The organism is Mycobacterium sp. SMC-17 (assembly GCF_045310915.1).
In the GTDB taxonomy this organism is placed as follows: domain Bacteria; phylum Actinomycetota; class Actinomycetes; order Mycobacteriales; family Mycobacteriaceae; genus Mycobacterium.
Map to the genome: position 1 here is coordinate 35,231 of NZ_JBJIAK010000028.1, position 25,876 is coordinate 61,106.

The 25,876-nt window shown below is 67.3% G+C and carries 25 protein-coding genes; 9 read left to right on the forward strand and 16 right to left on the reverse strand.

The window, feature by feature from the left end; all coding sequences use genetic code 11:
- Positions 1-12: 12 nt before the first annotated feature.
- On the forward strand, positions 13-606 hold the full coding sequence (locus tag ACJH7A_RS18295) for a phosphatase PAP2 family protein (protein WP_212813482.1): 594 nt from the start codon (positions 13-15) through the stop codon (positions 604-606).
- A 4-nt stretch (positions 607-610) separates the two neighbouring features.
- On the opposite strand, the gene ACJH7A_RS18300 is transcribed toward ACJH7A_RS18295, so the two are convergent.
- The 3 genes from ACJH7A_RS18300 to ACJH7A_RS18310 all read right to left on the reverse strand — a co-directional run bounded on the left by ACJH7A_RS18300 (position 611) and on the right by ACJH7A_RS18310 (position 3,930).
- Positions 611-2,251 carry an FAD-binding dehydrogenase gene (locus ACJH7A_RS18300; RefSeq protein ID WP_212813484.1) on the reverse strand — a complete coding sequence of 547 codons (1,641 nt, stop codon included), beginning with the start codon at positions 2,249-2,251 and terminating at the stop codon, positions 611-613.
- A gap of 24 nt (positions 2,252-2,275) precedes the next feature.
- Complete coding sequence (locus ACJH7A_RS18305) at positions 2,276-2,980, reverse strand: DUF2334 domain-containing protein (protein ID WP_212813486.1); 705 nt, start codon at positions 2,978-2,980, stop codon at positions 2,276-2,278.
- A 398-nt stretch (positions 2,981-3,378) separates the two neighbouring features.
- The gene (locus tag ACJH7A_RS18310) at positions 3,379-3,930 is read right to left on the reverse strand and encodes a TetR/AcrR family transcriptional regulator (protein ID WP_212813488.1); all 552 of its coding nucleotides are present in this window, start codon (positions 3,928-3,930) and stop codon (positions 3,379-3,381) included.
- Between the two features lie 80 nt (positions 3,931-4,010).
- Between ACJH7A_RS18310 and ACJH7A_RS18315 the strand changes: the two genes are divergently transcribed.
- Positions 4,011-4,457, forward strand: coding sequence for a DoxX family protein (locus ACJH7A_RS18315; RefSeq protein ID WP_212813490.1), 447 nt, complete (start codon positions 4,011-4,013; stop codon positions 4,455-4,457).
- Here the strand turns inward: ACJH7A_RS18315 and ACJH7A_RS18320 are convergent.
- Both ACJH7A_RS18320 and ACJH7A_RS18325 read right to left on the reverse strand, forming a co-directional pair.
- Positions 4,386-6,542: a S9 family peptidase gene (locus ACJH7A_RS18320; protein ID WP_406775105.1), complete on the reverse strand. Its 2,157-nt coding sequence runs from the start codon at positions 6,540-6,542 to the stop codon at positions 4,386-4,388. The genes ACJH7A_RS18315 and ACJH7A_RS18320 overlap by 72 nt on opposite strands.
- A complete protein-coding gene (locus tag ACJH7A_RS18325) occupies positions 6,539-7,438 on the reverse strand; it encodes a phosphoribosylaminoimidazolesuccinocarboxamide synthase (RefSeq protein WP_406802493.1) in 900 nt (299 codons plus the stop codon). Before ACJH7A_RS18325 ends, ACJH7A_RS18320 begins: the two co-directional genes overlap by 4 nt.
- A 30-nt stretch (positions 7,439-7,468) precedes the next feature.
- On the opposite strand from ACJH7A_RS18325, the gene ACJH7A_RS18330 reads away from it, so the two are divergent.
- From ACJH7A_RS18330 to ACJH7A_RS18340, 3 genes are all read left to right on the forward strand, one after another.
- On the forward strand, positions 7,469-8,098 hold the full coding sequence (locus ACJH7A_RS18330) for a hypothetical protein (protein ID WP_406775107.1): 630 nt from the start codon (positions 7,469-7,471) through the stop codon (positions 8,096-8,098).
- Positions 8,099-8,477: 379 nt separating this feature from the next.
- Positions 8,478-9,341 (forward strand): cyclopropane mycolic acid synthase family methyltransferase, encoded by an 864-nt coding sequence (locus ACJH7A_RS18335; RefSeq protein WP_406775169.1) that lies wholly within the window; start codon positions 8,478-8,480, stop codon positions 9,339-9,341.
- Positions 9,342-9,416: 75 nt separating this feature from the next.
- Positions 9,417-10,301, forward strand: a complete 885-nt coding sequence (locus ACJH7A_RS18340; protein WP_318987358.1) for a cyclopropane mycolic acid synthase family methyltransferase — start codon at positions 9,417-9,419, stop codon at positions 10,299-10,301.
- Positions 10,302-10,373: 72 nt separating this feature from the next.
- Here the strand turns inward: ACJH7A_RS18340 and ACJH7A_RS18345 are convergent, their stop codons facing one another.
- Positions 10,374-11,585 (reverse strand): geranylgeranyl reductase family protein, encoded by a 1,212-nt coding sequence (locus ACJH7A_RS18345; protein WP_318987359.1) that lies wholly within the window; start codon positions 11,583-11,585, stop codon positions 10,374-10,376.
- Between the two features lie 265 nt (positions 11,586-11,850).
- Between ACJH7A_RS18345 and ACJH7A_RS18350 the strand changes: the two genes are divergently transcribed.
- Positions 11,851-12,516, forward strand: coding sequence for a fasciclin domain-containing protein (locus tag ACJH7A_RS18350; protein WP_318987360.1), 666 nt, complete (start codon positions 11,851-11,853; stop codon positions 12,514-12,516).
- Positions 12,517-12,637: 121 nt separating this feature from the next.
- Positions 12,638-13,492, forward strand: coding sequence for a cyclopropane mycolic acid synthase family methyltransferase (locus ACJH7A_RS18355; RefSeq protein WP_318987361.1), 855 nt, complete (start codon positions 12,638-12,640; stop codon positions 13,490-13,492).
- Positions 13,493-13,540: 48 nt separating this feature from the next.
- Here ACJH7A_RS18355 and ACJH7A_RS18360 read toward each other — a convergent pair whose 3' ends face one another.
- Genes ACJH7A_RS18360 through ACJH7A_RS18370 form a run of 3 tightly spaced genes read right to left on the reverse strand, consistent with a single transcriptional unit; the run spans position 13,541 to position 16,812 of the window.
- On the reverse strand, positions 13,541-14,758 hold the full coding sequence (locus tag ACJH7A_RS18360) for a cytochrome P450 (protein WP_318987362.1): 1,218 nt from the start codon (positions 14,756-14,758) through the stop codon (positions 13,541-13,543).
- Positions 14,755-16,173: an adenylosuccinate lyase gene (gene purB / locus ACJH7A_RS18365; protein ID WP_318987363.1), complete on the reverse strand. Its 1,419-nt coding sequence runs from the start codon at positions 16,171-16,173 to the stop codon at positions 14,755-14,757. The genes ACJH7A_RS18360 and purB overlap by 4 nt, the downstream gene beginning before the upstream one ends.
- A 24-nt stretch (positions 16,174-16,197) precedes the next feature.
- Complete coding sequence (locus ACJH7A_RS18370) at positions 16,198-16,812, reverse strand: TetR/AcrR family transcriptional regulator (protein ID WP_020098760.1); 615 nt, start codon at positions 16,810-16,812, stop codon at positions 16,198-16,200.
- 85 nt (positions 16,813-16,897) lie between these two features.
- Between ACJH7A_RS18370 and ACJH7A_RS18375 the strand changes: the two genes are divergently transcribed.
- Positions 16,898-17,794, forward strand: a complete 897-nt coding sequence (locus tag ACJH7A_RS18375) for an alpha/beta hydrolase-fold protein (RefSeq protein WP_318987364.1) — start codon at positions 16,898-16,900, stop codon at positions 17,792-17,794.
- A gap of 82 nt (positions 17,795-17,876) precedes the next feature.
- Here the strand turns inward: ACJH7A_RS18375 and ACJH7A_RS18380 are convergent, their stop codons facing one another.
- Both ACJH7A_RS18380 and purD read right to left on the reverse strand, forming a co-directional pair.
- The gene (locus tag ACJH7A_RS18380; RefSeq protein WP_406802505.1) at positions 17,877-19,073 is read right to left on the reverse strand and encodes an IS481 family transposase; all 1,197 of its coding nucleotides are present in this window, start codon (positions 19,071-19,073) and stop codon (positions 17,877-17,879) included.
- A 117-nt stretch (positions 19,074-19,190) separates the two neighbouring features.
- Positions 19,191-20,459, reverse strand: coding sequence for a phosphoribosylamine--glycine ligase (purD, locus tag ACJH7A_RS18385; RefSeq protein WP_212813519.1), 1,269 nt, complete (start codon positions 20,457-20,459; stop codon positions 19,191-19,193).
- 72 nt (positions 20,460-20,531) lie between these two features.
- Between purD and ACJH7A_RS18390 the strand changes: the two genes are divergently transcribed.
- Positions 20,532-21,023, forward strand: coding sequence for an EspA/EspE family type VII secretion system effector (locus ACJH7A_RS18390; protein WP_212813521.1), 492 nt, complete (start codon positions 20,532-20,534; stop codon positions 21,021-21,023).
- 8 nt (positions 21,024-21,031) lie between these two features.
- Here ACJH7A_RS18390 and ACJH7A_RS18395 read toward each other — a convergent pair whose 3' ends face one another.
- From ACJH7A_RS18395 to ACJH7A_RS18415, 5 genes are read right to left on the reverse strand one after another with little or no spacing between them, the layout of a single operon-like run.
- Positions 21,032-22,258 (reverse strand): hypothetical protein, encoded by a 1,227-nt coding sequence (locus ACJH7A_RS18395; RefSeq protein ID WP_212813523.1) that lies wholly within the window; start codon positions 22,256-22,258, stop codon positions 21,032-21,034.
- Positions 22,248-22,691, reverse strand: coding sequence for a carboxymuconolactone decarboxylase family protein (locus ACJH7A_RS18400; RefSeq protein ID WP_061002502.1), 444 nt, complete (start codon positions 22,689-22,691; stop codon positions 22,248-22,250). Before ACJH7A_RS18400 ends, ACJH7A_RS18395 begins: the two co-directional genes overlap by 11 nt.
- On the reverse strand, positions 22,691-23,545 hold the full coding sequence (locus ACJH7A_RS18405) for an NAD(P)-dependent oxidoreductase (protein ID WP_212813525.1): 855 nt from the start codon (positions 23,543-23,545) through the stop codon (positions 22,691-22,693). Before ACJH7A_RS18405 ends, ACJH7A_RS18400 begins: the two co-directional genes overlap by 1 nt.
- Positions 23,542-24,294: an SDR family oxidoreductase gene (locus ACJH7A_RS18410; protein ID WP_212813530.1), complete on the reverse strand. Its 753-nt coding sequence runs from the start codon at positions 24,292-24,294 to the stop codon at positions 23,542-23,544. The genes ACJH7A_RS18405 and ACJH7A_RS18410 overlap by 4 nt, the downstream gene beginning before the upstream one ends.
- Before the next feature lie 51 nt (positions 24,295-24,345).
- A complete protein-coding gene (locus ACJH7A_RS18415) occupies positions 24,346-25,815 on the reverse strand; it encodes an aldehyde dehydrogenase (protein WP_318984633.1) in 1,470 nt (489 codons plus the stop codon).
- Between the last annotated feature and the right edge of the window lie 61 nt (positions 25,816-25,876).

Genomic DNA, 25,876 nt, shown 5'->3' on the forward strand with positions numbered 1-25,876 from the left:
CGACGGTTCTTGGTGTGGTGGCCGCTTGTCGGGTTCACCGCGATGATCGCGCTGGGCATCGTCGTCCGGTCGGGTGACTCGGCCGTGGATCACTGGTTCATGCAGACGTCGCGCGCACTGCTCGGCGACCACCCGTACTGGATGCTGCTGCTCAACCGCGTCAAGGTGCTGGTACCGCTCTATCTGCTGGCTGTGGGCATCCCGCTGTGGCGACGCGAGTGGCGGCTGGCCACCGTGGCCGCGTTGTGCCCGGTCATCTCGATCATCGGCGCCAAGGTGCTGAAGGTGCTGTTCGGCCGGCCCTGGTACGGCGAGAATCTGGCGTATCCCAGCGGCCACACCACCGTGGCGATCACCGTCGCGGCCATGCTGGTGCTCGGGATCGGGGTGCACGCGTGGAGCGTCACGATCGCGACGATCGGCGCCGCCATCCCGTCTATCGGCATGGCCAGCAACCACTTCCACTACTTCACCGACATCATCGGCGGCGCGCTCTATGCCACGTCGATGGTGTGCCTGGCGGTCCTGGCCGCCGGCCCGCAGGTACTGCATCGTTCCCCGCGCGCCAGGGGCGCCGACCGCGTGCAGTCACCCGCCGGCGGCTAGGTACTCAGCCGACGGCGCGGGCCGCGGCACGTCCGGCGGCGCGGCCGGAGAAGATGCAGCCACCCAGGAAGGTGCCTTCCAGCGCCCGGTAGCCGTGCACACCGCCGCCGCCGAAACCGGCCGCCTCGCCGGCCGCGTACAGTCCGTCGAGCACCGCGCCCTCCGGCGTCAGCACCCGCGAGTCGAGGTCGGTGTGCAAGCCGCCCAAGGACTTTCGGGTCAGGATGTGCAGCTTGACGGCGATCATCGGGCCGGCCTTGGGGTCGGTCAGTTTGTGCGGCCCGGCGATGCGCGCCAGCCGGTCCGGCAGGTACGAGCGTGCGGCCCGGTAGGCCACGGTCTGGCCGTCGCTGGTGAGCTTGCTGGTCATCTCCTTGTCGCGGGCGTTGACCTCGGCCTCGACGGTCGCGTAGTCCAGCGGTTCGACGTCGGGCACCTTGTTCATGGCAGAAACCAAGTCGCGCAATGTGTTCGCCGACACGAAGTCCACGCCCTTGTCGACGAACGCGCGGACCGGGGCCGGGCCACCGCCCCGGCTACGCCCCAGCACTTCCCGCAGGTTCTTGCCGGTGAGGTCGGGATTCTGCTCCTGTCCGGACAGCCCGAATTCCTTGGCGATGATGCTCTGGTCGAGCACGAACCACGTGTAGTCGTAACCGGTTTGGCAGATGTATTCCAGCGTGCCCAGGGTGTCGTAGCCCGGGTACAGCGGGTCGGGCAGCCGCTTGCCGGTGGCGTCCAGCCACAGCGACGACGGCCCGGGCAGGATGCGGATGCCGTGCAGCGGCCAGATCGGGTCGTAGTTGGTGATGCCCTCGGTGTAGTGCCACATCCGGTCGTTGTTGATGACGCTGGCGCCGGCGGCCTGGCTGATGCCGAGCATGCGGCCGTCGACGTGCGCGGGCACACCGGACAGCAGCTGGCCGGGCACCCGGCCCATGCGCTTGGGCCAGTTCTGGCGCACCAGGTCGTGGTTGCCGCCGATGCCACCACTTGCGACGATCACCGACTGCGCGCGGAACTCGAACTCCCCCACGGTGTTACGCGATGACGCCTCACCACGGGCAGTGTTCGACGGTTCCAGCACCGCGCCGCGCACGCCGGCGACGGCGCCTTGATCGACAATCAGTTCGTCGACCCGATGCCGGTGTGCGAAGCGCACTTTGGGGTGCCCGACGACCCGTCGCGCGAAGATGTCGACCAGTGCCGGGCCGGTACCCCAGGTGATGTGGAAGCGCGGCACCGAGTTGCCCGGCCCCTTGCCGTCCCAGCCGCCACGTTCGGCCCAGCCGACCAACGCGAAGGTCTGCAGGCCCCGCTCGCGCAGCCAGCTGCGCTTCTCGCCCGCGGCGAAGTCGACGTAGGCGCGCGCCCACTGCTCGGGCCAGTGGTCCTCGTCGCGGTCGAAACCTGCTGTGCGCAGCCAATCTTCCAGCGCCCGCTCGTAGCTGTCGCGAATACCGACCCGTCGCTGTTCGGCGCTGTCGACGAAGAACAGTCCGCCGAACGACCAGAACGCCTGGCCACCGATGTTGGCCTCGTTCTCCTGGTCGACGATCAGAACTGACCGGCCCCGCTCGAGCAGTTCGGCGGCAGCGACCAGCCCGGCCAGCCCGGCCCCCACCACGATGACGTCAGCGTCCATGGGGCCACGCTAGCGTCCCAGGGGTCAGGCCGCGTCAGTTAGTGCCGGGTCGGGCGTCCACTCGTAGGCCGCGGGGGCGCAACCGTGCATGAGTGAGAGGTCGATGGCGTCGAGCATGGCCTGACGCGGCCCGGTCCGGCGCAGCTGACCGGCGGCCACGGCGAGCCGGACGGTGCCGCCGCGCCGGGCCGTGCGCTCGGCGGCCAGCACCAGGGTGCGACACCACCAGGGTTCGGTGAGGAACCCCTCGCCGATGCCGAAGACCCGCGACCGCAAGGTGGTGGACCGCACCAGGTCGGTGATGCCCGCATCGCCGGCCAACAGCCGGAATCCGTTGCGCGGCAACGCGGTCACGGTGCCCTGCGACGCCGTCCAACCGGGCGCGGCGAACAAGCGGGTGCGCAGGCCGAGGTGTTCGAGCACCCGGTCGGCGCCCATCAGCCGCAGGTTGGCCTCGTGTGCGGGCAGGGCGGCGAATTCGCCGCGACGCTTCTTGCTGGCCGCTTCGTCGAACCCGTGCAGGACAACAGCGGCCCCCGCCGCACGGCGTTTGGTCAACCACTCGACCGTGGGGATGTCACGCTCCAGCCGGTAGCCGCCTTTGAGCCGCGGGGCGACCAGCAGCGACGCCGGAATCTGCCGGGCGTCGAGCTCGGCACAGAAGTCGGCGACGTCACCCAGCGTGCGGTCCCGGATCCCCGAGATCGAGACGATCAATTGGCCAGCCATGTAAGCAGTGTGACAACGTCAGGTGTCCCGTCGGTTGCCGTGACATTGGTGCCGCCTGAACACTGCCCCTTTTCTCTCCCTGCTCTTCAGCGCGAGCGGCCGTGTTTGTACGGCGACACGCCGACCTACGTGTACAAAACGCGGCCACTCAGCAGCCACGAGCGGCACCTTCTTGCACGCAGATTGCGGCGCGTCGCCGTACAGACACGGCCGCTCAGCAGTTGTGAGCGGCACCTTCCTGCACGCAAATTGCGGCGCGTCGCCGTACAAACACGGCCGCTCGCGGGAAGTGGGGGCAGCGGGAAGTGGGGGTGGGAGGCGGGAAGGGGGGCGGCGGGAGGTGGGGTGCGCGGGAAGTGGGGGTGAGAGGCGGGAGGTGGGCGGGGCTGGCCGGAGAACTAGCCGGAGAAGAGGATGCGGGCGAGGCGTTCGGCGGTGTCGACGGGATCGGGGTCGGTGACCGCGCCGTTGAGGGTCAGCAGCGCGAAACCGTGGACCAGAGACCACGCGGCCAGCGCCGAGCCCTCGGGGTCGTTCTGGGCATTGGGATCAACCAGGGTCGCCACGCCGCCGGTGAGTTCGGCGGCCGCCTCGGCTTCGGCGGCGCGCAGGTCCGGGTCGGATGCGTCGTAGAGCATCTTGTCGAACATGACGGCGTAGTGGCCGGGGTGGTCGAGGGCGAACTGCACGTAAGCCCTTGCCGCATAGGCGAATTCCGGCTCCGCCTCAGCGAGGGCAGCCGCCAGCTGCGTGAAGCCCTCGGTCGCCAGCGCGGTGAACAACCCCCGCCGATCGGTGAAGTGGTGCGCCGGCGCCGCGTGCGATACGCCGGCCGCGCGGGCCAACTCGCGCAGCGAGATGCTGTCGGCGCCACGTTCGGCGACGAGCGCGGCCGCCTGCTCCAGGATGACGGCCTTCAGGTCGCCGTGGTGGTAGCTCTGCCTGGCCATGTCCGCATCCTATCTTGACAGTGTCAAGTTCCAGGATATCCTTCAATCTAGACGTCGACTAGATTACGGAGGCGCAGCCCATGGCCGTTCTTCTCGCTCTCGTGCTGGGCAGCCTGGCCGCACGCGTCGCCGGCTGGCTCGGGGTCGGCTACGTCGACAGCTGGCCGAGCGCCATCGCGGTCGGCTTGGCTCTGATGTTCTTCATGACCGGCGTCGCACATTTCACCCCGGGCATGCGGCGCGACATGATCGCGATCGTCCCGCCGCGGCTGCCGTCGCCGGAACGACTGGTGGCCATCACCGGCGTGCTGGAGCTGCTCGGCGCCGTCGGGCTCCTGTTCCCGCCCACGCGTGTCGCGGCCGCCATCTGCCTGTTCCTGCTGATGCTGGCCATGTTCCCCGCCAACATCTACGCCGCGCAGATGCCCGACACGCCGCCCTCCATGGCGTCGAACCTAGGCGTGCGCTCCGTCCAGGAGGTCATCTACCTGGCCGCTGCCATATTTGTCGCGGTCCGCGGTGGCTAGCACCCAGGCGTACTGGAACGCGGCTTCCTTCCAGCGTTCGTAGCGCCCACTGGTGCCGCCGTGCCCGGCCGCCATCTCGGTCTTGAGCAAGACGGGATGGTTGTCTGTCTTGGTGCTGCGCAGCGCGGCAACCCATTTCGCGGGCTCGACGTAGTACACGCGGGTGTCGTTGAGCGACGTCATCGCCAGAATCGCCGGGTAGTCCTGAGCCGTCACGTTCTCGTACGGCGTGTAGGACTTCATGTAGTCGTAGACGGCCTTGTCCGCCAACGGGTTACCCCACTCGTCCCACTCGGTGACGGTGAGCGGCAGCGACGGGTCGAGGATGGTGGTCAGCGCGTCGACGAAGGGCACCTGGGCGAGGATGCCGGCGAACAGGTGCGGCGCCATGTTGGCCACGGCACCCATCAGCAGGCCACCGGCACTGCCACCGAGCGCCACGAGATTCTCCGGCCTGGTGACGCCCGTGGCGATCAGATGCTCTGCGGCACTGATGAAGTCGGTGAAGGTGTTCTTCTTCTCCAGCAGCTTGCCGTGCTCGTACCAGCCACGCCCCAGCTCTCCGCCGCCACGCACGTGCGCGACGACGAACACCACGCCGCGGTCCAGCAGCGACAGCCGGGCGATCGAGAAACGGGGGTCCTCGCAGGACTCGTAGGCGCCGTAGCCGTACAGCAGCGCCGGCGCCGGGGTCGGTGCGCCCACGCGCTGGATGATCGACAGCGGCACCTTCGTGCCATCGGCGGCCACCGCCCAGTCCCGGCGCTCGAGGTAGTCCTCGGGCCGGTAGTCACCGAGAACCGGCTGCTCGCGCAACAGGATTCGTTCACCGGTGGCCAGGTCCAGGTCATAGATCCGCACCGGGATGACGAACGACGTCGCTCCCACCCGCAGCCGCGGCGACGACCAGTTCGGGTTGCCCGACAGGCCGACCGACATCAACTCCGACTCGAACGCGATCTCCTGGGTCTCGCCGTAGTTGCCGTCGGAATCGAAGGGCCACAGCTGGATTCGCGGCAACGCCTCCCGCCGATAGCTCACCACCAACTGGTCGGCGAACGCATCGACACCGTCGAGGCGGACGTCGTCGCGGTGCTCGATGAGCGTGCGGGCACCGTCGAGGCTCGTCAGCGGAGCATCGGACACCGGCACATCGACCAGCGTGAAGTTCTCGGCACCGTCGTTGTGCAGGATCAGGAACCGATCCTCGCCGCCGACCACCGCGTGCTCGACCGAATATTCGACGGAGTCCTTGCGCGGCAACACCACTTTGAATTCGGCCTTGGCGTCGCCCGCGTCGGCGTAACGCACCTCGGAGGTGACGGCACTGCCGGCGGCGATGAAGATGTACTTGTCACTGCGGGTGCGGCCCACGCCCACCCAGAACCGCTCGTCGGACTCGTGGTGCACCTTCTCACCGGGCAGCCCGGAGCCCAGTCGATGCCGCCAGACGGTGTCCGGCCGCCAGGCGTCGTCGACCGTGACGTAGTAGAGCGTCCGGTTGTCGGCCGCCCAGGTGCCGCCGGCGCCGATGCCGGTGATCCGGTCGTCGTACAGCTCGCCGGTGCGTAAGTCCTTGAACTTCAACGTGTATCGCTCGTCGCCCACGGTGTCGACGGAGTAGGCGAGGATGTTGGCGTCGACGCTGACGGTGGCCGCGCCGAGCGAGAAGAAGTCGTGGCCCTCGGCCTCGACGTTCTCGTCCAGCAGCACCTGCTCGCCGGGGACCTCGGTGTGCTCATCGAGCTGCGGCGGGGTCCAGTCGTCGGGATCGCTGATGGGACACCGGCAGTGCACGCTGTACTGCTTGCCCTCGAAGCTGCGGGCGTAGTACCACCAGTCGCCGCGCCGGGTCGGCACCGACAGATCGGTCTCTTTGGTGCGGGCCTTGATCTCGTCGAAGATCTTCTGCCGCAACGGTTCCAGCGGCGCGGTGATCTCCTCGGTGTAGGCGTTCTCCGCGTTCAGGAGCGCGATCACCTCGGGATCGTTCTTGTCCCGCATCCACTCGTACGGGTCGATGAACACGTCGCCGTGGTGTTCGCGGCGGTGCTCGACCTTCTTGGCGATCGGCGGGTTGCTCATGCGCCGATCCAATCGGCGAACCGGCGACCCGAAATCCGTTCGTACGCCTCGATGTATCGCGCCCGGGTGGCCTCGACGATGTCGTCGGGCAGCGGCGGCGGCGGGGTGTCGCCGCCGCGGTCCCAGCCGGAGTCTGGGCCCGTCAGCCAGTTCCGGACGAACTGCTTGTCGAAGCTGGGCTGCACCACGCCCTCGGCGTAGCCGTCCACCGGCCAGTACCGTGACGAGTCCGGAGTGAGCACCTCGTCGGCCAGCACCAGCCCACCGTCGGCGTCGACCCCGAACTCGAACTTGGTGTCCGCCAGGATAATTCCCTTGGTCAGCGCGTGCGCGGCGGCGGCGCTGTAGACCTTGAGGGTCTCGTCGCGCAGCTGCTCGGCCCGCTCGGCGCCGACCAGCTTCACGACGGCGTCGAACGCGATGTTCTCGTCGTGCGCACCGATCTCGGCCTTGGTCGCCGGCGTGAACAGCGGCTCACCGAACCGGCTGGCCTCCGTCAGGCCCTCCGGCAGCGCGATGCCGCACACCTGGCCCGTCTTGCGGTAGTCGATGAGCCCCGAACCGGTCAGGTATCCGCGCGCCACGCACTCGACCGGCATCATTTCCAGGCTGCGCACCACCAGGGCACGGCCCAGTACCTCGGCGGGGATGCGCTCGTCGTCGGCCGGGCCGGCGAGGTGGTTGGCGGTGCCCAGCTGCTCGGCCAGGTAGTCGAAGAAGAAGACGCTCATGGCGGTGAGCACGCGGCCCTTGTCCGGGATCTCGCTGTCGAGTACATAGTCGAAAGCGGAAATCCGGTCCGATGCGACGAACAGCAGGTGGTCGTCGTCGATGCGGTACAGGTCGCGAACCTTGCCGCTGGTGAGATGGCGGTAGTCGGACAAAGCTGGGCGCATCGGACCACCCTATCTGTTGGGATGGTTGGCATGAGTTCGCGCTACGTGCCCTACGCCCGCACGCCGGGCCGGCTGCTCGCCCAGTTGACCAGCGATGTCGTCGCGCTGGTGTGGTTCGCCATCTGGATCTCGGTCGGCGTCGCGGTGCACAGCGCCATCGCCACCATCGCCGACGTCGGGCGCCAGGTGCACGACGGCGCCGACGGCGTCGCCGACAGCCTGGCCTCCGCCGGCCACAACGCCGACGGCATTCCTCTGATCGGAAAGGCCTTCGGCGGTCCATTGCGCTCGGCCGGCCACGCCGCGGTCGACATCGCGGGCGCCGGTGACAGCCTGAACAGCACCGCCAGCTGGCTGGCCTGGGTGCTCGCGCTGGCGGTGGCGCTGCCGCCGATCCTCGCCGTCGCGATGCCGTGGCTGGTGCTGCGGATCAGGTTCTTCCGCCGGAAGTGGACGGCCGTGACGCTGGCGTCGACCGACGCCGGCGAACAGCTGCTGGCGTTGCGGGCGCTGGCCAACCGGCCGCTGGCAAAGCTGACCGAGGTTTCCGACGACCCGGTGACCGCGTGGCGCACCCACGACACCGTCGCGATCCGGAAGTTGGCGGCGTTGGAGCTGCGGTCGGCCGGTCTACGGCCGGCCCGGCCGACGTCGGCCTAACGGATGACGTCGACGGTTGGTGGGCGTTTGCTCTTGCATTGCAGCTGAGTCGTTGCTTCACTGGTAAGCCGTCGGCAACATACTTCAGGGCTTCTCTGGCTGATCGCTCCAGCAGCGCGGGCACCGCCGGACCGCGAATTCCTGCGCTGCCGATCGCTGTGCCGATATCGCTCCAGCAACCGGGCAAATCTTCAATTTCGGCGCCCCACCCATCCAACTGAAACCTGGCAACGAATACCAGGGTGTCGTGCTCGTGAACCGTGCGGGCACCACATACGTGTACAGGGCACAGCACCTCCCAACGAGCCGTCGACGTCGCCGGCTCGAGCAGGTGTGCGCGCGATCAGCATTCTCAGGCCGCCGGCCTGGAGAGGAAGCCATGGCAGAAAAACTCAAACCGCATTTTGCGGACGTCCAGGCGCATTACGACCTGTCAGATGATTTCTTCAGACTGTTTCTGGATCCGAGCCGGACCTACAGTTGTGCATATTTCGAGCGCGACGACATGACGCTGGAACAGGCCCAATTGGCGAAGATCGACCTCGCGTTGGGCAAGCTGGGCCTCGAACCCGGCATCACACTGCTCGACGTCGGCTGCGGCTGGGGCGCGACGATGCGGCGCGCGATCGAAAAGTACGACGTCAACGTCGTCGGGCTGACCCTGTCGAAAAACCAAGCCGCATATGTCAATCATGTGCTCGACGGCGTGGACACCACGCGTTCGCGCCGCGTGTACCTCGAAGGCTGGGAACAGTTCGACGAAACGGTCGACCGCATCGTGTCTATCGGCGCGTTCGAGCATTTCGGTCACGACCGTTATCCGGCGTTCTTTCAGATGGCCTATGACGCGTTGCCGTCCGATGGCGTCATGCTGCTGCACACCATTTGCGGCATCGACCCGCGCCGGGCCGCGGAAATGGGCATTCCGTTGACGTTCGCGTTGGCCAGATTTGTGAAGTTCATCGTGACCGAGATCTTCCCCGGTGGCCGTCTGCCGTCCATCGAGATGGTTGAAAACCTCTCCACCGCAGCCGGATTCCGCGTCACCCGCGTGCAGTCACTGCAGCCGCACTATGCGAAAACCCTCGACCACTGGGCCGAGGCACTGGAGGCGCACCGCGACGAGGCCATCGCGATCCAGTCGGTGGAGGTCTACGACCGGTACATGAAATATCTGACCGGTTGCGCCGACATGTTCCACCGTCGCCAGGTGGACGTCAATCAATTCACCCTGCAGAAGTAGCAGACCACCCACAGCCTGTCACCAGACCGCAATCACACAGACGCGGCGTTGCGCCGCGTTGGAAAGCACGGATCCATGCCTGCTGGTTCCCAAGAAGAAATGCGTCCACATTTCGAAGAGATTCAAGCCCACTACGACCTGTCGGACGATTTCTTCGCCCTATTCCAAGACCCGTCGCGCACCTACAGCTGCGCGTACTTCGAGCCTCCGACCCTGACCCTTGAGGAAGCGCAGCTCGCCAAGATCGATCTCAACCTCGACAAACTCGACCTGAAACCGGGAATGACGTTGTTGGACATCGGTTGTGGCTGGGGCGCGACCGCTAGACGAGCAGTCGAGAAGTACGACGTCAACGTCATCGGATTGACGCTGTCGAAGAACCAGAGGGCGTTCACACAACAACTTCTGGACGGCATCGACAGCGACCGGACCCGCCGGGTCCTCCTGCAGGGCTGGGAACAATTCGACGAGCCCGTCGACCGGATCGTGTCCATCGAGGCCTTCGAGCACTTCGGTTTCGAGCGCTATCCGGATTTCTTCAAGAAGTGTTTCGACATCCTTCCCGCCGACGGCCGGATGACCATCCAGAGCAGCGTCGGCTTCCATCCGTATCAGTTGAACGCGGACGGCAAGAAGGTCACCTTCGAGACCGCGCGCTTCATCAAATTCATCGTCACCGAAATCTTCCCGGGCGGTCGGATTCCGACGACGGACATGATGGTCGAACACGGCGAACGGGCCGGTTTCGTTGTCCCCGAGGCCATCTCCCTACGGCCGCACTACATCCGGACGCTCAAGACGTGGGGCGACGCGCTGGAGTCCAACCACAGCGAGGCGGTGGAAATCCAATCCGAGGAGGTCTACCAGCGCTTCATGAGGTATCTGCGCGGGTGTGAACGGTACTTCACCGAAGGCCTGCTCGACGTCACGCTCGCCAGTTATCACAAGCGCAGCGCCTAGGTAAACGTGCGACCGGCCCGGGCGGGCCGGTCGCACGTTTAATGCGTTGCCCCTCAGCTCTTTTGCTAATACCTAGGATTCGGTACCCGGCCCTGCAACATGCGGCAGGGCGCCGGGGTCGGACCATTGCTCCCAGAACAGCAGCCTCGCCCGCACCGATGGATTGCTGACAGCATCGAGCGTGCGCACCCCGGCAGCCGCGATCGCAGGCACACCGACCAGCCGGTGGAACCATCGACCGCGGCGATACTCCTTGCCCCATGCCGCTTCCACCCGCTGGGTGTAGTTGGTGAAATCGTCTGGCCCACCGTTGGTCAGCGCCGCGATTGCGCATTCGCCGGCCGCCAGTCCGGATTGCAACCCCTTGGAGATTCCTGCGCCTGAAGCCGGCCGCGCCGCGCCGAGCGCGTCGCCGGCGAACAGGACACCGGGTCGCCACGGCGGCCACGCCGTGAATCCCATCGGTAGCCGCCACGCCCGTACGGCCTTCGCTTTCATCAACTCGCCGATCGACGGTAGCTGCCACTCTTGGGGTAGTCCCGCCAGGAACTCACCCAACAATTGCGTCGCGTTGATCTGCTGCCACTTCTTGTAGCTGTTCACATACCCGAGACCGATGTTCACCCGGCCCCCGCCGAGTGGGAAAACCCAGCCATAACCCGGCAGCTGATCGCCACGGAATCTCAGTTGTAGGTGCACATCGAGCGAGTCGACATCCGGTCGACTGGCGGACATCTCGGCCCGGATCGCGATCGCGGCGTAACCGTTGTGCTGCGAGACGAGATTCAGGGCCCGCTTGATCGGCGAATGGGCGCCGTCTGCGGCAATCACCGCATCAGCTGCGACCCGTTCGCCGCTTTTGAGCACCACTCCTGCCACGCGCCCACCGTCATCGAGAATCGGTCCGGCGACCTCGGTGCCGCGGCGCACCTCGGCACCGCAGAACTCGGCCCGGTCGAGCAGCATCAAGTCGAGATCCAGTCGGCGCGCCACGTGGCCGTGATCAGGCATCCCTGGGCGGTCCGGGAATGCCAGGTCCCAGCGACTCGGACTGTAGACCGTGGCTCGATTCACGCGGTGGAACTTCGCGACCTGCTCAGCGAGTCCCATCTTCTGGATGTAGCTGACGGCCCGCGGTGTCAGGCCATCACCACACGGCTTGTCTCGGGGGAACTCAGCCTTGTCCAGCAACAGCACGCGAGCCCCGGCCTGCGTCGCCTGCCATGCGGCCGCCGACCCTGCCGGACCGCCGCCCACGATCGCCACGTCAAATCGCTGCGTCATCTGGTTTCACTCTCGTCCGAACGCCCGAGCCACCACGCTGCGGGTCACAGAAGGGATTCGGAGTCAGGGGCGGCCCGGATGGGTGTGGCAGCGAATTCGGTGTCTTCGGGTACACGAGTCTGGCCGCTCCTCCCCTTCAGTCGAATCACGTTGGCGGACAATCCTGATTCCATCTGCCCGCAGACCCATCCAAAAGCGCCGGGGCTCCGAATCAGTAAACAAAGAACAAACCACGGCGGCAGTCGTCCGTACTGAGGAGACCTCGATGCAACACCCTCGCTATCCACACATCGCGGCCGCCGGCCTGTCGATTGCCGCCGTCATCGGCCTATCAGCGTGTTCGGACGCCGGCACCAAGTCGGCATCCTCAGCTGCGCCGAGTACGAACATGGCTTCTATGCCAAGTGCTGCCTCGGCAGCGACATCGGCCCCACCCGATACGGCACTCGTGGGCACTGGTTGCCAGGCTTACGCACAGCAGGTCCCCACCGGGCCGGGTTCGGTCGCCGGGATGGGGTTGCACCCGGTCGCGACGGCAGCCTCCGACAATCCGATGCTGACCACGCTGACGGCGGCGCTGTCGGGCAAGCTGAACCCAAACGTCAACCTGGTCGCGACTCTGAACAACGGCGAATACACCGTTTTCGCGCCCACCGATGATGCCTTCAAGAAGCTGCCGGCAGCGACTCTGGACTCACTCAAGACGGACTCCGCCACCCTGACCAGGATCCTCACGTATCACGTAGTGCAAGGCCAACTCTCGCCTGCGGCGGTGGCCGGAATCCACACCACCCTCGAGAGCTCGCCGGTGAACGTCACCGGCGTCGGCGCAGGTCTGAAAGTCAATGACGCCGCGCTCGTGTGCGGTGGGGTCAAGACCGCGAATGCCACGGTGTACATGATCGATTCGGTCCTGATGCCGCCGACCTGACGCAATCACACCGCGATTCGGTACTGATCAGGCGAAGTCGCCGACGTCAAGCCGGTATCCGTTGCACTTCAAGGCTTTTCATAAGCGACCGATTCCAGTCCAACCGCCAGGAAGGAACCTCATGGCGCAGAAACTTCAACCCCATTTCGCGGACGTTCAAGCCCACTACGACCTGTCCGACGACTTCTTCAGGCTGTTCCTGGATTCCAGCCAGACCTACAGCTGCGCATACTTCGAGCGCGACGACATGACGCTCGAACAAGCCCAAACAGCCAAGATCGACCTCGCCCTCGGAAAACTCGGCCTCACACCGGGAATGACGCTGCTCGACGTCGGCTGCGGCTGGGGTGCCACCATGTGCCGCGCCATCGAGAAGTACGACGTGAACGTCATCGGCCTCACCTTGTCCAGAAACCAGGCCACCCACGTCGAGCGGCTCTTCGACGACATGGACACCACCCGCTCCCGTCGCGTCCTCCTCGGAGGCTGGGAACAATACGACGGAACAGTCGACCGTATCGTGTCGATCGGCGCCTTCGAACATTTCGGTCACGAACGCTATCCCGCGTTCTTCCAGATGGCGTACGACGCCCTCCCGCCCGACGGCGTCATGCTGTTGCACACCATCTGCACCACCGATCCGCGTTACACGAACCTGCCCGTGACGATTGACCTCCTGCGGTTCGTCAAGTTCATCATGACCGAGATTTTCCCGGGCGGCCGGCTGCCGTCCGCCCCGATGGTCCGTCAGCACGCCGCCGCGGCCGGATTCAAGGTGACTCGTGTCCAGTCATTGCAGCCGCACTACGCGAAAACCCTCGACCTCTGGGCCGAAGCCCTGGAATCACACCGCGACGAAGCCATCGCAGTGCAATCGGTCGAGGTCTACGACCGGTACATGAAATACCTGACCGGGTGTGCGAAGTTGTTCCGGCTGCGCCAGGTCGACGTCAATCAATTCACCCTCGAAAAGTAGTGATTTGTGCACGATTTTCCGCGCCACCCGCGGATTTTCGTGCACAAATCACGACAGGGAGACCCAGAGGTGCCGGAGTCCGGTGTGCCGGTTGCTGCGGGTCCATTCCGGCGGCTCGACGACCCGGATGTCCGGGAACCGGGCGAGCATCTCCTCGAACAGCACCCGCAGCTCCAGACGGGCCAGGTTGGCCCCGAGGCAGTAGTGCAGGCCCTGCCCGAATCCCAAGTGCGGGTTGGGTTTCCGTGTCACGTCGAAAGTCATGGGGTCGGCGAACACCAGCTCGTCGCGGTTGGCCGAACCTTCCCAGACGACCACCTTCTGCCCCGCCTCGATGTCGCAGCCGCCGAGCGACACGGCCCGCGTGGCGGTGCGCCGCTTCGACGGCGACGGCGACGTCCAGCGCACCATCTCCTCGATCGCCGACGGCAGCAGCGACAGGTCGGCGCGCAACCGCGCCAGCTGAGATGGGTTCTCGCACAACGCCAACAGTCCGCCGGCCACCGCGTTCCGGGTGGTCTCGGCACCCGCGCTGAAAAGCAGGTTGAAGAACAGGTACACCTCTAGGTCCGACACGCCCTCGGCGTTGGCCACCACCGACAGCATGTCGTCGGTCGGTTCGGCGCGCTTGGCGGCGATCAGCTCCATGCCGAAGTTGTACATCCGGGAACCGGCTTCCTCCACGGACAACCGGGTGATGGCGGCCTTGCGCGAGCCGCCGAAATCGAAGCTCGGCTCGATGGCCTCGAAAAGCCAATGCCGTTGCGACTCAGGGATACCCATCAGTATGCAGATCATCTGCATGGGCAGCTCGGCGGCGATGTCGACCAGGAAGTCGAACGGAACCCCCGGCGCCACCGCGTCCAGCAGCGCCCGGCTGCGCGCGCGTAGGTCGTCCTCGACCCGCGCGATCATCCGCGGCGTCAGCCCCGACGACACCAGCCGCCGGATCTCCGCGTGCCGCGGGTCGTCCATCATGTTCAGCACCTGGCCGGCGATCGACAGGTCCTGGATCAGAGTCCCGCCGAACGGCCGGGCACCGCCCGTCACCGACGAGTACGTCACCGGATCACGCAGCACCGCAAGTGTTTCCGCGTGGGTGGCGACGGACCAGAAGCCCTCGCCGTCGGGGGTGTTCTCGGTCGGCTCGTGCCAGTACACGGGAGCTTCCGCGCGGTGCCGCGCGAACAACTCGTGCGGGAAGCCCGACGCGAAGTTGTCGAGATCGGTCAGGTCAACCCCGGCCAAGCTTCCCGCCAAGGTCACAGGATGGCGCCCGAGGTGTACTTGGCGGCCTCCGGGTACTGCGCCACCAGGCGGTCCACCGCGGCGACGACGGCGTCGACCTGGTCGCCGGCCGCACCGCTGAACGCCTGCTTGTCGGCCAGTGCCGCGTCGAGCTCGACACGGTCCAGCGGCAGTCGCGGATCGGCGGCCAGCCGGTCCAGAAGGTCGGGCTCCAAACCCTTTTCGCGCATCGCGAGCGCGACGGCGACGGCGTGCTCCTTGATGACCTCGTGCGCGGTCTCGCGGCCGACTCCGGCGCGCACCGCGGCGATGAGGATGCGGGTCGTCGCCAGGAATGGCAGGTAGCGGTCCAGCTCGCGCTGGATCACCGCGGGGTAGGCGCCGAACTCGTCGAGCACCGTCAGGAACGTCTCGGTCTGGCCGTCGATCGCGAAGAACGCGTCAGGCAGCGCGACGCGGCGCACCACCGAACAGAAAACGTCGCCCTCATTCCATTGCGCCCCAGCCAGTTCCGCGGCCATGGAGCCGTAGCCGCGCAACACGACCTGCAGGCCGTTGACGCGCTCGCACGAGCGGGTGTTCATCTTGTGCGGCATGGCCGACGAGCCGACCTGCCCGGGCGCGAAGCCCTCGGTGGCCAGTTCGTGGCCGGCCATCAGCCGGATGGTGTGCGCGAACGACGACGGGCCGGCGCCCAACTGCACCAGCGCGGACAGCACGTCGTGGTCCAGCGACCGCGGGTACACCTGCCCGACGGAGGTGAAAACCTCGGTGAATCCCAGGAATTCGGCAACCCGGCGCTCCAGGTCGGCCAGGCGGGACGCGTCACCGTCGAACAGGTCCAGCATGTCCTGCGCGGTACCCATCGGGCCCTTGATGCCGCGCAGCGGGTACCGGTCGATCAGCTCCCGCAGCCGGTTCAGCGCGATCAGCGTCTCCTCGGCGGCCGAGGCGAACCGCTTGCCCAGGGTGGTGGCCTGCGCTGCCACGTTGTGCGAGCGGCCGGCCATCACCAGGTCGCGGTACAGCGCGGCGCGCTCGGCGAGCCGGGCCACCACCGCGACACCGTGCGAGAACACCAGTTCCAGCGACTGCCGGATCTGCAGCTGCTCGACGTTCTCGGTGAGGTCGCGGCTCGTCATCCCCTTGTGGACGTGCTCGTGGCCGGCCAGCGCGTTGAACTCCTCGATACGCGCCTTGACGTCGTGCCGGGTGACGCGCTCTCGCGCGGCGATGGAACCCGGGTCGACCTGCTCCAGCACCCGCTCGTAGTCCTCGACGACGCCGGCCGGCACGGCCACGCCCAGTTCGGACTGCGCGCGCAGCACGGCCAGCCACAGCCGGCGTTCGGCGACGATTTTGTTCTCCGGGGACCAGATGGCCACCATCTCGTCGCTGGCGTAACGATTGGCCAGCACGTTGGGGATGCTCACGGAACTACAGCCTACTAAGCCCGCTTACAGGGCGACCCGGCGTTCCTGGTCGAAAGGGGCCAAGACGTCGATGACGTCCACGAGCGTCGCCCGAGCCGTCGCACGCGGACCGTCGCCGTCGCTCACCATCGAGGCGACCACTGCCCCGTCCACGGCGCAGACCAGGGCCGTCAGCAGTTCGGCGCGCACCGAGCGCCCGGACCGTTCCACCACCTCGACGACGGCTTCGGACCGCTGCTTGAGGATGCGTCGCTGCACGTCGCGCAGCCCGGGCTGGCGGGCGCAGGCGATGTAGCGCTCATAGCGGGAGATCAACTGGTCGGACGCGCGGTTACCGTCGCCGACCAGCAGGTCAACCAGCAGGTCCGCTGTCGCGTCCGCGCCGCGGCGGCGCCGCGACAGCGCCGAGACGCGCATGCGCAGCTGCTGGGATTCCGATTCTCCGACGTGCTCGACCGCCTTTTCGATGAGGTCGTCGAGGGACGAGAAGTAGTACGTCGTGGAGGCCAGCGGCAGCCCGGCCCGCTGCGCCACGGCGCGGTGCCGGACGGCGTCGAAGCCGCCCTCACACAGCAGCTCGGCAGCCGCGCTGACCAGCGCATACCGTCGCCGTTCCCCCTTCGGGGTGACTGCTGTCATCACCCTGTAAATGCTGCCAGGAATGGTCACGCGGCGATCACGATTTCACGTAATCCATTAGGCAACGCTCAGAAATGCCGATGGCATGATGACGGCCATGGCAGAGCTGAGCCGACGCGCCGTCCTCCGTCTCGGAGCCGGCGCCGCCGCAGGGGCCGCCGGCGCGTTCGCGCTGGGGTCGACGTCCAACCGCCCGACCGTCACCGCGCCCCCGGTGACCATGACGAGCGTCGGGGCGCCCCTCGCGCCACCGCCGACCGTCGCGGATCCGGCACCCACCTACGTGACCGGTTCGTTCGTCTCGCAGGCGCGCGGCGGCATCTCCACCAACTGGGCCATCGCCCGCCCGCCGGGCCAGACCGCGCCGCTGCGGCCCGTGATCGCGCTTCACGGCAAAGGCAGCGACGCCGCGACGGTGATGGCCGGCGGTGTCGAGCAGGGGCTGGCGCAGGCCGTGGTCGCAGGACTGCCGCCGTTCGCGGTGGTGGCCGTCGACGGCGGCGGTGGGTACTGGCACAAACGGGCGTCCGGGGAGGATTCGGGCGCCATGGTGCTCGACGAGCTGATCCCGATGCTGGCCTCGGAGGGCCTCGACACTTCGCGGGTGGGTTTCCTCGGCTGGTCGATGGGCGGCTACGGCGCGCTGCTGCTGGGGGCCCGACTGGGCGCGGCCCGCACCGCGGCGATCTGCGCCGTCAGCCCGGCGTTGTGGACGTCATCGGGCGCGACGGCCCCGGGCGCGTTCGACGGTGCGGCCGATTACGCGGCCAACTCGGTGTGGGGCCTGCCCGGGTTGGCCGGTATCCCGATCCGGATCGACTGCGGTGACAGCGACCCGTTCTACTCGGCGACCAAGCAGTTCATCGCGCAGCTGCCGAACGGCGCTGCGGGCGGCTTCTCCCCCGGCGGGCATGACGCGTCGTTCTGGAGCGCGCAGCTGCCGGCCGAGATTTCCTGGCTCGCCCCGCTCCTCGTCCGGTGATTTGTGCACGATTTTCCGCGCGTACCGCGGTGTGGTGTCTCGGGACATCGCTGACACTTATGTCTCGGGACATCGCTGACAGTCAGTGTGCGGGTTTGGGTGCGCGGGTGCGGTAGGTTCGCGTGGTTTTGTCGCCGGGCTGGTAGCGGCGGGTTGGGTCGGCGGTGAGTTCGCGGATCAAGGTGGTGCCGCTGAAGATGGCGATGTGGTCGCCGTCGCGGATGCAGTCGCAGTGGTGCCCAGCCCAGTACCGGCCGACGTTGATGACGTAGGGCGGCACGAACACCCGACCTGTGGTGTCGTTGACGGTGCCGGTGGTGACGAACACCGGGGCCGGCAAGGGCCGGTCGGCGGGGCGGGCGCGTTCGGTGGCGGCGAAAGCCTCTGCGGGAGTGGCTCCGCCGAGTGCTCGGTGTGGTCGTTGGTGGTTGTAGAAGTGTCGGAACGCCTCGAGTAGATCGTTGAGATCAGCGACCGTGTCCGGGGTGGGGTGCGCGTGGAGCCACTTTTTGAGGGTCTGCCAGAACCGCTCGATCTTGCCGCAGGTCTGCGGGTGATAGGGGGCGGAGTTGATCGTTTTGACTCCCAGGGCGCGTAGGTTGGCCTCGAACGTCGTTTCAAACCCGAGCCGCCGCCCGGTGTACATCAGTCCGTTGTCCGACAACGACATTGACGGAATCCCACACTCATCGATACCGGCCAGCACCACCGACCACACCAACTCACCGGTGCCGGGCCCGGCCGCGGCGGCCGACCCGACCAGGTAGCGAGAATGATCATCGAGACAGCCCGCGATGGCCACTGCGGTGCCGTCGGTCAGTGCCCATTCGGTCCAGTCCGATTGCCAGCAGTCGTTCGGGCGATCAAAGACAAACCGTTTGGTCGCTGACTTGGGGCGTTTACGCGGCTGCGGGGTGATCGCACCATGGCGCGTCAGGATCCGCCAGATCGTGGCCGGTGCAGGCACATCAGCATGGCCCTCACGCTGCAGGGTCCAGTGGATGGAGTGCGCGCCGTGATCCCGGCCGGCCTCCAACAGTTCTTTGCGGCGGCGCAGCACCAGCTCCTCGACCGCGGCCGCGGTCTGTCCGGGACACGACATCGGCCGACGTGACCGCTGTTCGAGTCCGGCCAGCCCCAGCTGCCCGAACCGTTTTCGCCACTTGTAGAACGTCTGCCGACTGATCTGCTGATCCCGGCAGAACGCCGCCACATTCTCGACCTGCCCGGCCAACGCCGTCGCGGCACGAATATCCATCGCCGTCACCTTCTGGGCCATGAACCACGATGGGTCCACAACCTCACTCAGGTGTCAGCGATGTCCCGAGACATCCATGTGTCAGCGATGTCCCGAAACAGAACACCGCGCGTACCGCGGAAAATCGTGCACAAATCCCTAGAGGGAGATGCGGCCTTCGGCTGCGGCGAGGCCGATGTCGGTGCGGAAGTGGCTGCCCGGCAAGCGGATCGACTCGATGATCCGGTACGCCTCGGCCCGCGCGGCCGCCAGATCCGCACCGGTACCGACCACCGACAGCACCCGGCCGCCGGAGGAGACGACGCTGCCGTCGTCACGGCGGGTGGTGCCTGCGTGCAGCACGCCTGCCGTCTCCGATCCGGTGATGACGTCGCCGACGCGGGGGCGGCCCGGGTAGTTCTCGGCGGCGACGACGACCGTCACGGCCGATCCGTCCTGCCACTGCAGCGGGCCGACGGAGTCCAGGGTCCCGGTGGCGGCGGCGTTCAGCAGCGTGCCGAGCGGGGTCTGCAGCAGCGCCAGGACCGCCTGAGTCTCGGGATCGCCGAAGCGGCAGTTGAATTCGACGACGGCCGGGCCGTTCGAGGTGATGGCCAGGCCCGCGTACAGCAGGCCCGAGAAGGAGCTGTCGCGCCGGACCAGTTCCGCGGCAACGGGTTTGACGACCTCGTCGACGATCTGGTCGACGACCGCGGCGGGCAGCCACGGCAGCGGCGTGTAGGCGCCCATGCCACCGGTGTTGGGTCCGCTGTCGTTGTCGCCGACGCGCTTGAAGTCCTGCGCGGGCAGCAGCGGCACCACGGTCTCGCCGTCGACGACGCAGAACAGCGACACCTCGGGCCCGTCGAGGAACGACTCGAGCAGCACGGGGTGGCCGGATTCGAGCAGTTCGGCGGCGTGCGCGCGGGCGGCCTCCCGGTCGGCGGAGACGACGACGCCCTTGCCGGCGGCCAGACCGTCGTCCTTGACGACCCAGGCCTGCTGGCCCGCGGGCGGACCGAAGCGGTCCAGCGCGGCATCGAGGTGGGCGGGGTTGTCGACGATCTCGCTCGTCGCGGTGCGAACGCCGGCGGCGGACATGACGTCCTTGGCGAACGCCTTCGAGCCTTCGATGCGGGCGGCATCCTTGGACGGCCCGAAGGTGGCGATACCGGCCGCCCGCAACGCGTCGGCCACGCCGAGCACCAGCGGCACCTCGGGCCCGATCACGACCAGGTCGGCGGTCAGCTTCTTGGCCAGCGCGACGACGTCGTCGGCGGCGGTGATGTCGACGTCGTGCTGCTCGGCGACGGCGGAGGTACCGGCGTTGCCGGGAGCGACGGCCAGGAAGTCCACCTGGGGGTCGCGGCTCAGGGCGAGCAGCAGGGCATGTTCACGGGCACCAGAGCCGATCACGAGGACGCGCACAGCCACACCCTAGTAGCTGGTCGGCTCGTCCTAAACTGGGCAGGCCCGACGCACGCGAGGAGGTCCGCACCGGTGGAGCCGCTGGATGCCTTCCTGCTGATGTGGGAGCGGGCGCGCGCCACCTTCGGCGAGGGCATTCCGCACGACCGCTCCGAGTTCGACAAGAGCGAGCAGCTACGCGAACTGCAGGATCAGGTGAAGGCCGCGGGTCCCGGTTCGCACTGGACCGGCGGTGCGGCCGACCGCTACGCCGACGCCAACGCCAAGCACGCCCAGGCCCTCGGCCGGCTGGCCGAACTCGACAAGCGTGTGGGCGACGAACTCGAGCGGTCCGCGGACGTGGTCAACGGCGGACGCCGCGAACTCGATGCGCTCAAGCGGTGGGTGACGGACCTCGCCGACGAATCGAAGAAGACGCCCACCGCCGCCGCCGACCACGCGTTGTGGTCGGCGATCGGCAAGGCCAGCGGCGACATCGCCGACATCATCCAGCGCTCCCACACCGACCTGTCGGGAGTCGCCGGCCGCATCCAGAGCCTCGACAGCGAGTTCGACGACTTCTGAGTGACGCCCTACACCACCGTCAACGGCAGGGACTTGCGTTCCTCGAAAACCCACGCCGCCCCGCTGCTGACCTTGCACACCGAGACCTCACCGAGTTCCTTTGCCGGGGTATCGGTTTCGATGAACCTGACGGCCCAGTCGGCGGCGTCACCCGACACCTCGGCGCGCAACAGCGGATTGACGGCCGTCGCGATGGCCTGCAGCGGCAGATTCGACTCCGGGGACACCAACGTGATCCACGCACCGTCCTCATGGGCGGGTGACGGGTGCACATGCGCCTCGTCGCCCGAAACATCAACGGAGACATAGGCGGCCGGGTTGAGCAGCGGATGCAGCTCCAGTACCCGCAGGGCACCGGCGGCGGTGTTCGGCAGGTCCAGCACCTTCCGGATGCGTTCGGCCGCGACGCCGGAGATACCGATCAGGGACTTGGTCCGGATGGACCGTTCCTTCTCGGCGTCGCCGCTGCAACGGGCCCGCACGGCCAGCGCGAATGACAGCACCAGCAGGTGCATCTGCAGACACACCTCGTCGGCGATGCGCACCAGCGCCGAGTGCGAGAACTCCGCGAAGTCGACGTCGCTCACCAGCGGGCCGGAGTAGTCGGCCTGGCCTTCGTCCGCGGGATCGATGTCGTCGAGCTCGCAGCGGTAGGCGTTTGTCGCACCGATGATGTCGAGCTGCGGGATGAAGCCGACCTCCGGGTACGACTCGTCGATGATGACGGTCCAGGCGCAGGCCGGCGTCCGACCTGCCGGGACGCGCGGCGGCCGGTGGATGGGCCGCACCTGGCAGCGGCGGTTGGTGGCCAGAGCTGTCGCGTCGAACGTCGGGTCCTCGATGTCGTGGCACATGCCGCGCACATAGTCGGGACCCATGGGCTCGACGTCCATGAGGGCACCGCAGTGGTCGAGGTGGAATTCACCGTGCCAGCGGTCATGCACGGTGTACCGGAAATCCATGAACTGCGGCGGCGCACCGATGTCGAGCTGCAGGCCCTTGAAGATCGTGATGACGTCCACGCCTTCGTATTTCAGCGCCTTCTGCATGCGCTTGGTGTAGAGAGGGCTGGACCCGGCCCACTCCTCGATGGCGACCTGCAGCATCTCCTCACGACCGAATTCGACGATGCACCAGGCCATTCCGGCGCGGTCGATCAGCTGGCCGATGAGCAGCAGCTCCGGCACCAGCGCCGCGAGCTCAGCACGCGACAGCGCCGCGTACCTACTTGTCATCGAGCTCGCTCCCCGTGTTCATCTTGACCGCGGCGTTGACGTTGGCCTTGCGATCCTCCGCCACGCCTTTCTCGGCCGCCTTACGCCGCCTCGCGACCACCTTGGACACGGCGCCGTTGAACGCCGAGCCGAGCGGGAAGCCGAGGTACTGGGTCAGGAAGATGCCGATGTCCTTGAGCTCGGCCTCGGTGAATTCCTCGTTGAGCAAGGCGGCGTTGATCTGGATCTCGGCCAGGTCCTGCGAGCCGACGGCGGTGACGCACGTGAACGTCATCAGCCGCTTCTCCCGCATGGACAGTCCGGGCTTGCTCCAGATGGTGCCGAACAGGTGATCCACGGTGAGGTCGAAGTAGGGGTCACCCTCGATGTTGGGCATCTCCCAGCCGTAGACCTCGTTCATCTTCGCCAGGCCCTTGGCGCGCAGCTCGTCCATCATGACTCCTTCGGATGCGGTACGCCGAGGCCCTCGGCGATGTTGGCCAGGGCCAGCTCGGCAAGCGGAAGGTCCACTCCCACAGCCGAACCCAGCCCGAGTGCCAGCGCCAGATCCTTCTCCGCCAGCCCGCGGGTGTGGACGAACATGTTGTAGAGGAAGTGGTCGGGCGCCAGCGGCTTGGTGTCGTCGCGCGCCATGATGGCGCCGGGACCGCCCGACTGCGCGTCACTGTGCCGGACGACGCGGCCCAGCTTCTGCAGGTCGATGCCCGAGGCCTCGGCCAGCTTCTGCGCCTCGCACGCGGCGGCGAAACCGATGAACGTCAGCATGTTCCGCGCCAGCTTCATCTTGGTACCCGCGCCCGGCTCGCCGGCGCGCACCACCAGCGACGCCCACTGCTTGAAAACGGGCTTGACCTTGTCGTAGGCCTCGTCGTCGGCGCCGACCATCACGGCCAGCTCACCCTGGCTCGCGGCATGGGCGCCGCCGCTCACCGGAGCGTCGACGACGTGAATGCCCTTGGGCCGCAACTGCTCAGCCAGCTCGACCGCCGTCGTCGGCTCGATCGTGGAGTGGATCGCGATCACGGTGCCGGGCCCGGCGTGCTCGGCCAACTGGGCCACGACGTCACGGACCTGCTCGTCGTTGAGCACCGTCACGCTGATGACATCGGCCTTGGCGACCTCGGCGACGCTGTCGGCCAGGGTGGCGCCGAGTTCGGCGAACGGCGCCATGGCCTCGGCGCGCATGTCGAAAACGATGAGTCCACCGGGCCATTCGGCCAGCCGCTTGGCCATCGGCGCGCCCTGGTTGCCCAGGCCGATATAGCCCAGTTTCACCTCAGAACTCATGACCGGATGATCTGTCCGCCGTCGACGTTGAAGATCTGTCCGGTGATCCAGCTGGCCTCGTCGGACAGCAGGAACAGGCACATGCCGGCAAGATCTTCGGGCGTGCCCATCCGCGCCAGCGGCAGGGTCTGGACGATCTGCTTGACGATGGCCTGCGGCGTGGTGCTGCGGTTGGCCTCGGTGTCGATGGGTCCCGGCGCGATCGCATTGATCCGGATGTTGCGCCAGCCCAGCTCACGGGACAGCTGCTGCGTCAGACCATTGACACCGACCTTCGCCAGACCGTAGAAGTTGGCGTAAACCCATGCCGCGGTGGACGACTGGTTGACGATGGCCCCGCCGCCCCGCTTCTCCATGTGGGGGAAAACCGCGCGGGTACACACCAGCGCCCCGTCGAGGTTGACGCTCATGAACTTGCGGTAGTACTCCCAGTCGACGGTCAGCAGCCCGTCGAGCTTCATGCCACCGAAGATCGCGGCGTTGTTCACCAGGTAATCGATGCCGCCGAACTCCGCCACGGCCTGGGCGGCCATGTCGTTGGCCGAATCGATATCCGACACGTCGACCCGCACGGCCAGCGCCTTGCCGCCGTCGGCCTTGATGCCGGCGGCCACCTTCTCCGCGCCCTCGACGTTGATGTCGGCGATGACAACGGCGGCGCCCTCGCGGGCCAGCGACTCGGCGTACACCTGGCCGATGCCGCCGCCCGCGCCGGTCACGATCGCGACCTTGTTCTCGAACCTGCTCATGATGTCCTCTCGTCTACTTCGTGTGAGCCAATGGTTTTGGGACGCCGACGCCTACGTGGCCAGCGTGGCGATGCACTTGGTCTCCAGGTATTCCTCGAACCCGGCGACGCCCATCTCCCGCCCGTTGCCGGACTGCTTGTAACCGCCGAACGGTGCGTCGGCGGAGTACCAGACACCGCCGTTGACGTTGACGGTGCCGACCCGCAGCCGCGCCGCCACGCCGGCCGCCCGCTGCGGGTCGGCCGAGAACACCGTGCCGGACAGTCCGTACGGCGAGTCGTTGGCGATGCGGACGGCGTCGTCGTCGCCGTCGTGCGCGATGACGGTCAGCACGGGCCCGAAGATCTCCTCGCGGGCGACGCGCGCCGAATTGTCCAGGCCGGCAATGACGGTCGGCTCGATGAAGAAGCCCTTGTCGCGGTCGGCCGGCCGGCCACCACCACAGGCGAACGTGCCACCTTCTTGGAGGGCGAGGTCGAGGTAGCCCTGTACCCGGTCCCGCTGGCGGGCCGAGATCACGGGGCCGCAGACGGTGCGCGGGCTGGACGGATCACCGGGCTTGATGCCGCCCATCGTGCCGGCGGCAGCCGCGACGGCCTCGTCGTAGCGGGCCCGCGGCACCACGAGCCGGGTGGTGATCGCGCACCCCTGGCCGGCGTGCATCGACGCCGTGAACGCGGCCATCGCGCAGGCGGCGGCGACATCGGCATCCTCGAGCACCAGGAATGCCGACTTACCGCCGAGTTCCAGGAACACCTTCTTGATGGTTTCGGCGGCGTCGGTCATCACGGCCCGGCCGGTCACGGTCGAGCCGGTGAACGAAACCATGTCCACGTCAGCGTGTTTCGACAACATGGCGCCGACCCTGTGGTCCCGGGAGGTGACGATGTTGATGGTGCCCGCCGGGAAATCGGTGTGCTGGGTGATCAGTTCGCCGAGCACTGCGGCGGCCCACGGGGTGTCAGGTGCGGGCTTGAGAACCAGGGTGTTGCCCGCCGCGAGTGCCGGGCCGACCTTGGCCAGGTTGATCTGGTGCGGGAAGTTCCACGGCGTGATGGCCCCGACGACGCCGACGGCCTCCCGGGCGATGGTGCGGTTGGTCGGAATGCCTTGCGGCGTGGCATGTCCCAGGTCGGTGGTCCACTGGTAGCCCTCCGCGGTGTCGGCGGCGAAGCTCAGGTCTTCGATCGGACCGTCCAAATGCGCTCCGGCCGTGAGCATCCGGGGCGCGCCGACCTCCGAGATCGTCAGTTCGCGCAATTCGTCGGCGTGGTCGCGCATGGCCTGCTGCAACTGCCGCAGGCACCGCACCCGCAGCTCGACGTTGGTCGACCAGTCGGTCTCGTCGAACGCCCGACGGGCGGCATCGATGGCGTCCACCATGTCGCCCACCGTGGCATCGGCCGCCACCCCGAGGACTTCCTCGGTCGCGGGATTGACGGTCGGGAACGTGCCTCGCGAACCCGGCACCAATTTTCCGTCGATGAGAAGGCGACTTTCGCCATCACCCAACAAGGTCATCTGCGCTCCTGCCTTCGGGACGAAATCCAGCGATCTGATTTTTACTGGACAGCTGTCCGAC

Excerpts from the sequence above, each read along its gene's own strand:
- ACJH7A_RS18300 (WP_212813484.1), bottom strand. The coding sequence starts at position 2,251 with ATGGACGCTGACGTCATCGTGGTGGGGGCCGGGCTGGCCGGGCTGGTC.
- ACJH7A_RS18305 (WP_212813486.1), bottom strand. The coding sequence starts at position 2,980 with ATGGCTGGCCAATTGATCGTCTCGATCTCGGGGATCCGGGACCGCACG.
- ACJH7A_RS18310 (WP_212813488.1), bottom strand. The coding sequence starts at position 3,930 with ATGGCCAGGCAGAGCTACCACCACGGCGACCTGAAGGCCGTCATCCTG.
- ACJH7A_RS18315 (WP_212813490.1), top strand. The coding sequence starts at position 4,011 with ATGGCCGTTCTTCTCGCTCTCGTGCTGGGCAGCCTGGCCGCACGCGTC.
- ACJH7A_RS18320 (WP_406775105.1), bottom strand. The coding sequence starts at position 6,542 with ATGAGCAACCCGCCGATCGCCAAGAAGGTCGAGCACCGCCGCGAACAC.
- ACJH7A_RS18325 (WP_406802493.1), bottom strand. The coding sequence starts at position 7,438 with ATGCGCCCAGCTTTGTCCGACTACCGCCATCTCACCAGCGGCAAGGTT.
- ACJH7A_RS18330 (WP_406775107.1), top strand. The coding sequence starts at position 7,469 with ATGAGTTCGCGCTACGTGCCCTACGCCCGCACGCCGGGCCGGCTGCTC.
- ACJH7A_RS18335 (WP_406775169.1), top strand. The coding sequence starts at position 8,478 with ATGGCAGAAAAACTCAAACCGCATTTTGCGGACGTCCAGGCGCATTAC.
- ACJH7A_RS18340 (WP_318987358.1), top strand. The coding sequence starts at position 9,417 with ATGCCTGCTGGTTCCCAAGAAGAAATGCGTCCACATTTCGAAGAGATT.
- ACJH7A_RS18345 (WP_318987359.1), bottom strand. The coding sequence starts at position 11,585 with ATGACGCAGCGATTTGACGTGGCGATCGTGGGCGGCGGTCCGGCAGGG.
- ACJH7A_RS18350 (WP_318987360.1), top strand. The coding sequence starts at position 11,851 with ATGCAACACCCTCGCTATCCACACATCGCGGCCGCCGGCCTGTCGATT.
- ACJH7A_RS18355 (WP_318987361.1), top strand. The coding sequence starts at position 12,638 with ATGGCGCAGAAACTTCAACCCCATTTCGCGGACGTTCAAGCCCACTAC.
- ACJH7A_RS18370 (WP_020098760.1), bottom strand. The coding sequence starts at position 16,812 with ATGACAGCAGTCACCCCGAAGGGGGAACGGCGACGGTATGCGCTGGTC.
- ACJH7A_RS18375 (WP_318987364.1), top strand. The coding sequence starts at position 16,898 with ATGATGACGGCCATGGCAGAGCTGAGCCGACGCGCCGTCCTCCGTCTC.
- ACJH7A_RS18380 (WP_406802505.1), bottom strand. The coding sequence starts at position 19,073 with ATGGCCCAGAAGGTGACGGCGATGGATATTCGTGCCGCGACGGCGTTG.
- ACJH7A_RS18395 (WP_212813523.1), bottom strand. The coding sequence starts at position 22,258 with ATGACAAGTAGGTACGCGGCGCTGTCGCGTGCTGAGCTCGCGGCGCTG.
- ACJH7A_RS18400 (WP_061002502.1), bottom strand. The coding sequence starts at position 22,691 with ATGGACGAGCTGCGCGCCAAGGGCCTGGCGAAGATGAACGAGGTCTAC.
- ACJH7A_RS18405 (WP_212813525.1), bottom strand. The coding sequence starts at position 23,545 with ATGAGTTCTGAGGTGAAACTGGGCTATATCGGCCTGGGCAACCAGGGC.
- ACJH7A_RS18410 (WP_212813530.1), bottom strand. The coding sequence starts at position 24,294 with ATGAGCAGGTTCGAGAACAAGGTCGCGATCGTGACCGGCGCGGGCGGC.
- ACJH7A_RS18415 (WP_318984633.1), bottom strand. The coding sequence starts at position 25,815 with ATGACCTTGTTGGGTGATGGCGAAAGTCGCCTTCTCATCGACGGAAAA.